The 9,569-nt window shown below is 40.1% G+C and carries 4 protein-coding genes and 15 tRNA genes; all 19 read right to left on the reverse strand.

Annotation, left to right across the window (positions count from 1 at the left end):
- Nucleotides 1-10: 10 nt before the first annotated feature.
- Complete coding sequence (locus tag K5Q12_RS01380; RefSeq protein WP_220741959.1) at nucleotides 11-2,488, reverse strand: ATP-dependent Clp protease ATP-binding subunit; 2,478 nt, start codon at nucleotides 2,486-2,488, stop codon at nucleotides 11-13.
- A gap of 123 nt (nucleotides 2,489-2,611) precedes the next feature.
- Nucleotides 2,612-3,730 (reverse strand): peptide chain release factor 2, encoded by a 1,119-nt coding sequence (prfB, locus tag K5Q12_RS01385; protein WP_220741960.1) that lies wholly within the window; start codon nucleotides 3,728-3,730, stop codon nucleotides 2,612-2,614.
- An 81-nt stretch (nucleotides 3,731-3,811) separates the two neighbouring features.
- Entirely contained in the window at nucleotides 3,812-6,226 is a 2,415-nt protein-coding gene (secA, locus tag K5Q12_RS01390) for a preprotein translocase subunit SecA (protein WP_220741961.1), read from the reverse strand.
- 129 nt (nucleotides 6,227-6,355) lie between these two features.
- On the reverse strand, nucleotides 6,356-7,663 hold the full coding sequence (serS, locus tag K5Q12_RS01395; protein WP_220741962.1) for a serine--tRNA ligase: 1,308 nt from the start codon (nucleotides 7,661-7,663) through the stop codon (nucleotides 6,356-6,358).
- Between the two features lie 331 nt (nucleotides 7,664-7,994).
- Nucleotides 7,995-8,068: transfer RNA gene (locus K5Q12_RS01400), tRNA-Ile, on the reverse strand.
- Between the two features lie 28 nt (nucleotides 8,069-8,096).
- Nucleotides 8,097-8,167 (reverse strand) — tRNA-Gly (locus tag K5Q12_RS01405).
- A 28-nt stretch (nucleotides 8,168-8,195) separates the two neighbouring features.
- Nucleotides 8,196-8,268: transfer RNA gene (locus K5Q12_RS01410), tRNA-Phe, on the reverse strand.
- A gap of 24 nt (nucleotides 8,269-8,292) precedes the next feature.
- Nucleotides 8,293-8,366: transfer RNA gene (locus K5Q12_RS01415), tRNA-Asp, on the reverse strand.
- Nucleotides 8,367-8,368: 2 nt separating this feature from the next.
- Nucleotides 8,369-8,442: transfer RNA gene (locus tag K5Q12_RS01420), tRNA-Met, on the reverse strand.
- Nucleotides 8,443-8,468: 26 nt separating this feature from the next.
- Nucleotides 8,469-8,558, reverse strand: a tRNA-Ser gene (locus K5Q12_RS01425).
- Between the two features lie 29 nt (nucleotides 8,559-8,587).
- Nucleotides 8,588-8,661, reverse strand: a tRNA-Ile gene (locus K5Q12_RS01430).
- Nucleotides 8,662-8,676: 15 nt separating this feature from the next.
- A tRNA-Met gene (locus tag K5Q12_RS01435) sits at nucleotides 8,677-8,750 on the reverse strand.
- Nucleotides 8,751-8,775: 25 nt separating this feature from the next.
- Nucleotides 8,776-8,849, reverse strand: a tRNA-Pro gene (locus K5Q12_RS01440).
- A gap of 64 nt (nucleotides 8,850-8,913) precedes the next feature.
- Nucleotides 8,914-8,987 (reverse strand) — tRNA-Arg (locus K5Q12_RS01445).
- Nucleotides 8,988-8,992: 5 nt separating this feature from the next.
- A tRNA-Leu gene (locus K5Q12_RS01450) sits at nucleotides 8,993-9,076 on the reverse strand.
- 5 nt (nucleotides 9,077-9,081) lie between these two features.
- Nucleotides 9,082-9,153: transfer RNA gene (locus K5Q12_RS01455), tRNA-Gly, on the reverse strand.
- A gap of 7 nt (nucleotides 9,154-9,160) precedes the next feature.
- Nucleotides 9,161-9,233: transfer RNA gene (locus K5Q12_RS01460), tRNA-Thr, on the reverse strand.
- A gap of 39 nt (nucleotides 9,234-9,272) precedes the next feature.
- Nucleotides 9,273-9,345 (reverse strand) — tRNA-Val (locus K5Q12_RS01465).
- Between the two features lie 4 nt (nucleotides 9,346-9,349).
- Nucleotides 9,350-9,438: transfer RNA gene (locus K5Q12_RS01470), tRNA-Ser, on the reverse strand.
- Nucleotides 9,439-9,569: the final 131 nt, after the last annotated feature.

Below are 9,569 nucleotides of genomic sequence, written 5' to 3' on the forward strand. Positions count from 1 at the left end.
TGATTGCTTTTTAAGCTTTAGTGACTGAATTTTCTTTTGGCTTTACTGTAATTTTAATTTCACCATTTTTTGCACCTATTGTTACAACACTGTCTGTCGTAATATGACCACTGAGCAGCTCTTCGCTTAGCGTATCCTCAACCTTGGTTTGCAGTGCACGTCTGATTGGTCTCGCTCCATATTCTGGATCAAAACCGGCACTAGCAACAACATCAATCGCAGCAGGAGTTATTTTAATAGATATGCCTTGTTCAGATACACGCTGCAAGAGAGCACGGCTCATCAACTTGACAATTTGATGCAATTCCTCCTTAGTTAACGACTCAAATACCACAGCTTCATCTAATCGATTAATAAATTCTGGTCTAAATGTTTCTTTTAGTGTTTCTCGTATCTTTTCTGCAACAGCTTCATGATTATCTTTCAAATCAACAGCGCCAAACCCCATAGATTTTTCATCACGTAAACGCGTAGCTCCGAGGTTAGATGTCATGATAATAATTGTGTTTCGAAAGTCGACTTTACGCCCCTTAGAGTCTGTTAAAAACCCATCATCAAATACTTGTAACATGAGATTAAAAATATCTTGGTGCGCTTTTTCCGCTTCATCTAATAGTACAACAGAATAGGGATGATTTCTAACTTGCTCAGTTAGTTGACCACCTTCATCATAGCCAACATATCCTGGTGCTGAACCTACTAATCGTGAAGCAGACCAACGTTCCTGATATTCCGACATATCAATACGAATAATATTATCTTCGCTACCAAACATAGCTTCAGCCAATGCTTTAGCTAATTCAGTTTTTCCAACACCCGTTGGTCCAAGAAACATAAAAGTTCCAATAGGGCGACTAGGATCTTTCAAGCCTGATCGTGCACGACGTATTGCTCTGGCTACAGATGATACAGCAGTTTTTTGACCAATAACACGGCGTCCCAATACATCCTCTAAATTAACTAGACGTTGCTGTTCATTTTTTTCGAGTTGAGTTAACGGTACGCCTGTCTGTTGCGATATAACCTCAGCAATGTCTTCCTCCGTAACGTGAAGATCATAATGAGGTTGTTCGTTTTTATTCTGTTCTTCAAGCTTGGATTCGGCTTTATTAATACGAGACTTGAGTTTCATCTCTTCTGTGCGATATCTCGCTGCCGTCTCAAAATCCAAGTTAACAATAGCAGATTCTTTGGCTGCAGTAGTCTCTACTAACCTAGCCTTGTTTTTTGTCAATGCATTTGGACGACCAATTGCATCAATTCTTACTTTAGCACCTGCTTCATCCATCAAGTCAATCGCCTTATCAGGCAAAAATCTATCAGTAATATATCTAGCAGATAATTTAACAGCAGCTTGAACTGCTTCATCATCAATTGCTACTTGATGATGTGATTCAAATTTTGGTCTGATACCATTCAAAATTGCGATAGCATCCTCTTGGGAAGGTTCATTAACAGTCACTGGTGCAAATCTTCTCTCTAATGCAGCATCTGATTCAACATATTTTTGGTATTCATCAAAAGTTGTTGCACCAAGTGTCTGCAACTCACCACGTGCCAAAGCTGGTTTTAAAATATTTGATGCATCAATAGCACCTTCTGCGCCACCGGCACCAATTAAAGTGTGCAACTCATCAATAAATAAAATAGTATGTTCATCATTGTAAATTTCATCAATGATTTTTTTCAATCGATCTTCAAATTCACCACGGTACTTAGTACCCGCCACCAATGATCCCATATCTAATGCCATCAAGCGCTTATTTTTAAGCGTATCTGGTACTTCATTACTGATAATTTTTTGGGCTAATCCCTCAGCTATTGCTGTTTTACCTACACCAGGTTCTCCAATTAAGACAGGATTATTTTTAGTGCGACGAGAAAGAATTTGAACAACACGTCGTACTTCTTGATCCCGTCCAATAATAGGATCCATTTTACCTTCTCGTGCAACTTGGGTTAAGTCTCGAGCCAAACTATCCAACGTGGGGGTTCCCTGAGAAGATTGTTTCTTCTCACGTTGCTTCATTTGTTTTCTAACATCAGTTACACCTAACTTACGTAAAATTGCACGACGCATTTCTTGTAGATTTACATCCAAGGCTAAAAGTATACGCGATGATAAAATACTTTCATCTTGTAAAAGTGCTAGCAAAATATGTTCTGTCCCCATTCGAGACTGCGCTAAGGCTTTAGATTCTTCCACTGACTGTCGCAAAATATCCCCTGCTTTTGGTGAATAGGGGAGATAAACATTTTTATCATAGTGAGCAGTCATCCCATAACCTGTAAAGTGTTCAATTTCTTCGCGGATATCATCGTCTGATACATTAAATTGACCGAGAATTTTACTAGCTACACCTTCTTTTTCAATAGCTAAAGATAACAGTAAATGTTCTGTTCCAACAGCCTGATGTTTAAAATATTTAGCTTGTTCTTGTGCCAGAATCAATACATTCTGTGCACTCGCTGTATAATTATTATCCATATCATGCCCTCCATTTTTTAGGCAACGGTTGTCTAATGTTGATTTATATTATAGCGCATTTTAATACACATTAAAAATAATTGTATTGCATAACTGAAAAGGCCGAAACTTGACGTTCCGACCTTAGTTAGGATTTTTTAGACTGAGTTGCCACTGTAAATAAGCATTAATAAATGGATCTAAATCACCATCTAATACCTGCTGTGGTTGATTAGTTTCATAGTTTGTGCGATGATCTTTAACCATCTGATACGGATGTAAGACATAAGACCTAATTTGTGATCCCCATCCGTTTTCCATCTTGTCTCCTGTTAGCGCAGCTCGCTCAGCCTCCTGCTTTTCAAGTTCTAACTGATAAAGTTTACCCTTAAGGAGTTTCATCGCATAGTCACGATTACCATATTGTGTACGTTCCACTGTAGAAGATACAACAATACCAGTTGGTTCGTGAGTCAAACGCACCCCTGTAGAAACTTTGTTAACGTTTTGACCACCAGCGCCACCCGAACGGAAAACATCCATTTTGATGTCGTCATCCCTAACTTCCACTTCAATCGTATCATCTAACTCTGGCATAACATCCACACTCACAAAGCTTGTATGGCGACGACCAGCTGAATCAAACGGTGATATTCGAACAAATCGATGTACACCCTTTTCACTGCGTAAAAATCCAAACGCATTATGTCCAGTTATTTTAATCGTTGCACTATCTATACCAGCTTCGTCCCCAGCATGGTAGTCTAACACATCAACTTGAAATCCATGTTGCTGTGCCCAACGAGTGTACATACGATAGAGATTAGCTCCCCAATCTGTTGATTCGGTTCCACCAGATCCAGGGTGTACTTCCAAAATCGCATTATTAGCGTCATAAGGTTCTGTTAAAAGTTGTTCTAAATTATATGCTTCAACATCCTTTTGTGCTTTTAAAATAGTTAATTCTAACTCTTCATTGGTATCCATATCGTCAGGATCTTCTGAAACCATATCAATAAGCACTTCAATTTCTTCAGCTTGACTGGTTAGATTCAAAAAAGAGTCTCGCCTATTTTTCAAAACATTATTTTCTTCAATAACCTTTTGTGCTTTATTATTGTCATCCCAAAAACTAGGTTCTGTCATACGATTTTCATAGTCAGCAATTTCTTCCGTCAATGCTTCTAAATCGAGCGTCCCACGAAATCTCTCTATATTCTCTTGTATGTCAGCTAAGGCATGCTTAGCATCAATAATTTCCATCTGTTTTACCCTTTCAAAACAAAAGCGAACACAAAGTTCGCTATTATCACTACAATAAACGTTGTTAACCTTTTTATCTAGCTATGCATTTAAATTTTGACGGATTTCTGCTTTCATGAATGTTCGCGTTGCATCATATTCAACATCAGCAATCATTTTATTAAAATTCTCAAATGCTTCGTTTTGATATTCAATCAGCGGATTAAGCTGACCATACCCACGCAAACCAACACCTTGTCTCAAACGATCTAATGAATCGATATGATCTGTCCAATGTTGATCAATAGCTCTTAAGATCACCACTTTTTCAAATTCAAGCATTTGATTTGGTTCATATAATTGATCTTTTTTGGTTGTATAAATTGTCTTTGCGAGTGCGAATAGTTTTTCTTCAATTGCTTTACGCGAAAGTTCTTTAAGCATGTCAATAGTAATATCGCCTTCACGTACTAACGTGTTTTGTGCAAATATGATAATTTGATCTAAATGCCAGTCCTCGGTTTTTTTAGACTTCGTTTGTGCTTCAACAACACGATTGATGGTTCGCTCAACCATGGGCATTAGGACCCAATTCAAAGATTCTTTTTCATCAATAACAATATCTCGTTGATGATAAATTAATTCACGCTGTTCACGAACAACATCATCATATTGCAAAACATTTTTACGTGTGTCATAGTTGTTTCCTTCAACACGTTTTTGAGCTGATTCAACGGAACGTGTAATTAAACGATTTTTAATTACGGTTTCTTCTTCATCCAAATTCATGCGTTCCCAAACAGCACGAATACGCTCCGCTCCAAATCGTATCATTAAATCATCTTCTAGTGACAAAAAGAACTGTGAAAATCCTTGATCCCCTTGACGCCCTGCACGTCCACGTAATTGATTATCAATACGACGTGACTCATGGCGTTCAGTAGCTATAACAGCCAATCCGCCAAGTTCTGCAACTCCAGGACCTAACTTGATATCTGTTCCTCTACCAGCCATATTCGTGGCTACTGTAACAGCACCTCTTTGTCCCGCATTAGCTATAATTTCAGCTTCTTTGGCGTTATTTTTAGCGTTTAGAACATTGTGGGGTACATTTTGTGCCATTAAAATTTTTGATAATAACTCAGAAGATTCAACAGATCCTGTTCCAATCAATATAGGCTGTCCATTTGAATGAAGTTCTTGTATTAATTTAACAACAGCATTATACTTTGCTCGAATTGAAGGGTATAGCAAATCAGGATAGTCTACACGTTGAACAGGTCTGTTGGTAGGAATTGTAATAACTTCCATATTGTAAATTTCGCGTAATTCTTCTTCTTCTGTTTTTGCTGTCCCTGTCATACCAGAAAGTTTTTTATACATACGGAACAAATTTTGATACGTAATCTGTGCCATAGACTTGTTTTCTTCTTGGATTTCAACGCCTTCTTTGGCTTCAATCGCTTGATGTAAACCATCAGATAAACGTGTTCCTTCAGAAATACGTCCCGTAGACTGATCTATTAACTTAACTTCTCCCTCTTGGACAACATAGTCTTTATCGTTAATGTAGTTAAAGTTTGCTCTCAAAGCTTGATCAATATGGTGGGTCAACGCTGTATCACCAGCAGCATAAAGGTTATCCAAGTTGAAAAATATTTCTGCCTTTTGAATGCCATCTTTTGTTAACATTGATGTTTTAGCTTCTTCATCAATTTTATAATCTTCATCAATTTGTAGCGTTTTCACAAAACGATCTGCACGACCATATAATTGTGAAACCCCTGATCCTGGTCCTGAAATAATTAATGGTGTTCTAGCAGTGTCAATTAAGATTGAATCTGCTTCATCAATCAAAGCAAAATTCAAACCACGTTGCATCACTCTTTCGTCAGCACGATGAACCATATTATCACGTAAGTAATCGAATCCAATATTAAAATTGGTTGAATACGTAATATCCGCATTATAAGCATCACGCTTTTCATCTGCTGGTGCATCACCAACATTTACTCCTACAGATAAACCAAGCCAATTATACAATTGACCCATTTGTTCAGCATCTCGAGCAGAAAGATAATCATTAACAGTTACAACGTGTACACCCAACCCTGTTAAAGCATTAAGATATACAGCCATTGTTGCCGTTAAAGTCTTCCCTTCACCAGTACGCATTTCAGCTAAATTACCACCATTCAAGACAGCTGCTCCCATGATTTGAACACGGAAAGGATATAATCCTAGCACACGTTTGGCCGCTTCACGAGCCACTGCAAATGCCTCTGGCATCATATCTTCTAATGTTTTAGTTAATACTTTATTTTTCTTATCTTTATCTTTAATATCAGATATTGCTTTAGCAATTCTTTCTTGAAATTCCGGTGTTTTAGACTGTAATGCCTCATCGGATAAAGATGCCATCTGGTCTGCGTAACTTTCAACTTCATCAGCTATGCGATTTAAAATTTTTAGTTGCTTTTTTGAATTATCAACTAATTTACGTATTGGATTTGCCATTATCTTTAGCATACAACAGTCAGATGTCGCATGTTTCTCCTCTGAAATATAAATTTGTGTGCTTTTAGGCACAATAATCTACTATTAATTGTAGCAAAAAAAGCCTAATAAACATAGGCTTTTGCGATATTAATGGTGTGGTGTAGCAACTAGCTTTTCTTGTCCTTGCATATAAGGGCGTAATACTTCTGGAATTGTAACAGATCCGTCTTCATTTTGGTAATTTTCTAAAATAGCCGCTACTGTTCGTCCAACTGCTAGACCTGAACCATTTAAAGTATGAACAAGTTGTAACTGTTCATTATCATCTCGATATGTGATGTGCATACGGCGTGCTTGGAAGTCTTCGGTGTTAGAAACAGAAGATATTTCACGATATACTTCTTGTTGTGGCATCCAAACCTCGACATCATATGTCTTTGCAGCTGAGAATCCCATATCACCGGTAGACAACATAATAACATGATATGGCAAAGCTAACTTTTGCAAGATGTTTTCAGCATTTTTCGTCATACTTTCTAGTTCTTGATAGGATTGAGATGGTTTAGTAAACTTAACCATCTCAACTTTATTAAACTGATGTAAACGAATTAAACCTCGTGTATCTTTGCCTGCAGCACCAGCTTCCTTACGGAACGAAGGCGATAACGCCGTGAACTTAATTGGTAGATCTTCAGCTGGAATAGTTTCCCCAGAGTAGTAATTAGTGAGTGGCACTTCGGCTGTTGGAATATATGTTTGGTTAAGACCCTCAACACGATAGGCATCATCCTGAAACTTTGGATACTGCCCTGTACCAAACATTGCTTCATCATTAACAACAATCGGTGTAATCATTTCAGTATAACCTTCTGTACGGTGTTCATCTAACATGAAGTTATATACGGCACGTTCTAGTCGAGCCCCATCACCAACATAGTATAAAAACCTAGCTCCTGAAACTTTGGCACCACGTTCAAAATCTAATATACCTAATGCTTCCCCTATTTCGTAGTGTGCTTTTAACCATTCTGGCTTAGTCTTTTGAATACGGGGTTGTCCTTCTGTGATAGGTTCCCACTTTCTTTGCTCAACATTTGACTCTTCATCTTTTCCAACGGGTACATCATTTGCAGCCAAATTGGGTAAATGTGCAGCCAACTCTTTAACTTTTAAATCCAACTCAGTTTGTTGTTTATCTAGTACTTTAATTTTAGCGCTCACTGATTGCATTTCGGTAATCGCTTGAGTTGCATCTTGCTTATTTCGTTTAGCATAAGCAATTTTATCAGATGCTTCATTTCTGGCAGCCTTCAGTGTCTCAACCTCTTGAATTGTTTGACGTCTATTTTGATCTAAATCTAATAATTCATCTAGCTGTGCTTTATCCACACCACGTGCTTTTAATCGCTCAGCTGCCTCAACACTATTTTTTCTCAAGTACTTCATATCCAACATAATCATTCCTCCATTAATTTCACATATAAAAAAAACGCTCATCATCCTCTAATTCAAAAAAGAATAGGGACGAAAATACGCTTCCGTGGTACCACCCAAATTTTATGCATATCTAACTATGCATAACACTTACTGAACTCTGATAACGGCGAGAACCGAGCGGAATTACCCACTAATTGTCACTTGCTGGAATTTCTACCCGTTGCTTCACATCAGCCAACAACTTTCTTAATTGGTTTACTTATGGCAAGTTATTTATACAACAACATTGTAACTAAAAAAATAAAAAAAGGCAAGAAAAAAGCAAGCTCTACTGAACTTGCTTCCCTTATGGGCCTGACAGGACTCGAACCTGTGACCCCTGCGTTATCAACACAGTGCTCTAACCAACTGAGCTACAGGCCCTCTTTATGTCTCATTACCTAAAACATAAAGCGAATGACGGGAATCGAACCCGCATAGCCAGCTTGGAAGGCTGGAATTCTACCATTGAACTACATTCGCATGTGATACTGATGCCTTTTGACATCTATGGCGCTGGACGGAATCGAACCGCCGACACTACGAGCTTCAATCGTATGCTCTACCAACTGAGCTACAGAGCCATCTTAATATATCTCTATACTAAACGGTCACAGCGGGGCTCGAACCCGCGATCTCCTGCGTGACAGGCAGGCGTCCTAACCAGCTAGACCATGCGACCAATTGCGGGAGCAGGATTTGAACCTACGACCTTCGGGTTATGGGCCCGACGAGCTACCAGACTGCTCCATCCCGCGATAATATTATTGGGTATCTCTACCTAAGGAGAATGTGGGATTCGAACCCACGCGCCGATTTCTCGACCTGACGGTTTTCAAGACCGTTCCCTTCAGCCAGACTTGGGTAATTCTCCATCATTTTGTGCTTGACTCTCGTCCTGCATGGACCTTGTTGGACTCGAACCAACGACCGGACGGTTATGAGCCGTCTGCTCTAACCAACTGAGCTAAAGGTCCTATATCTCGAGCCTATCGCGGCAGGGGGGATCGAACCCTCGACCTCCCGGGTATGAACCGGACGCTCTAGCCAGCTGAGCTACACCGCGATCGTCTTTGACAGCTTTCTGCCAATCGGGACGACAGGATTCGAACCTGCGACCCCCTGGTCCCAAACCAGGTGCTCTACCAAGCTGAGCTACGTCCCGAAAAGTTCTACGAGCTTTTGCTCCTTTAAACTTAAAAAAAGAGTTTGAATTCCTTCAACCTCTATGCACCTAGCAGGAGTCGAACCTGCAACCTCCTGATTCGTAGTCAGACGCTCTATCCAATTGCGCTATAGGTGCATATATGCCGGCGACCGGGATCGAACCGGTACGATATTTCTATCGCAGGATTTTAAGTCCTGTGCGTCTGCCTATTCCGCCACGCCGGCATACAAGCGGAAGACGGGATTCGAACCCGCGACCCCCACCATGGCAAGGTGATGTTCTACCACTGAACTACTTCCGCAGAATCATGCCGACTAAAGGACTCGAACCTTCGACCCCCGCTTTACAAGAGCGGTGCTCTACCAACTGAGCTAAGTCGGCTTCGTTTTATCCCGACGTGCCGGTTTTGACTTTCGCCAATGGACGCTACAGGGATCGAACCTGTGACCCCCTGCTTGTAAGGCAGGTGCTCTCCCAGCTGAGCTAAGCGTCCATAATGGAGAGGAAGGGATTCGAACCCTCGAAACAATTGCTTGCTTACATGGTTTCCAACCATGCTCCTTCGGCCAGACTCGGACACCTCTCCGATATCTTCCGTGCTCTCTTCTTTCTTATAAAGCAAAAGCACTCTTCTCAGAGCACTTCCTATGTACGGCACCGCATCTTCCTATCCTCGCAGCCAGCGATCCGGCAACTACTTTCGGCGTGATAGAGCTT

Source organism: Leuconostoc palmae, from assembly GCF_019656075.1.
GTDB classification, from domain to species: Bacteria; Bacillota; Bacilli; order Lactobacillales; family Lactobacillaceae; genus Leuconostoc; species Leuconostoc palmae.

What these genes read in the sequence shown, in the direction of transcription:
- K5Q12_RS01380 (WP_220741959.1), bottom strand. Translation starts at nt 2,488, where the DNA reads ATGGATAATAATTATACAGCGAGTGCACAGAATGTATTGATTCTGGCA.
- serS (WP_220741962.1), bottom strand. Translation starts at nt 7,663, where the DNA reads ATGTTGGATATGAAGTACTTGAGAAAAAATAGTGTTGAGGCAGCTGAG.
- prfB (WP_220741960.1), bottom strand. Translation starts at nt 3,730, where the DNA reads ATGGAAATTATTGATGCTAAGCATGCCTTAGCTGACATACAAGAGAAT.
- secA (WP_220741961.1), bottom strand. Translation starts at nt 6,226, where the DNA reads ATGGCAAATCCAATACGTAAATTAGTTGATAATTCAAAAAAGCAACTA.